The organism is Bacillus sp. SIMBA_074 (genome assembly GCF_046534555.1).
GTDB classification, from domain to species: Bacteria; Bacillota; Bacilli; order Bacillales; family Bacillaceae_G; genus Bacillus_A; species Bacillus_A mycoides.
Genome location: NZ_JAWRYM010000947.1, coordinates 1 through 250, shown reverse-complemented (window position 1 = coordinate 250; position 250 = coordinate 1). Strand labels below are relative to the sequence as shown.

Genomic DNA, 250 nt, shown 5'->3' with positions numbered 1-250 from the left:
AATGAAAACGATTCCACTGTATATCAAGATGGTGGTAAGCGTAATGATTCTTACGTCTTCCAAGATGGTAACAATAACTCATCTACAGTGGCTCAGTTCTTGAATACTAGCCAAAGTGATTCAGTGGTTGAACAACTAGGCGATGGTAACGATGCTGATGTTTATCAAGCCTACAACACAGATGAAACTTGGAGCTTCATTCACCAAGATGGTAATGGCAATGATGCAACTGTTGTTCAAATTGCTGCCG

General features: G+C 40.4%; 1 protein-coding gene. It reads left to right on the top strand.

Going from position 1 to position 250, the window contains the following annotated elements; genetic code table 11:
- Nucleotides 1-250 (top strand): hypothetical protein (locus SB773_RS33575; RefSeq protein WP_410594784.1); only part of this gene is annotated, 250 nt, incomplete at both ends.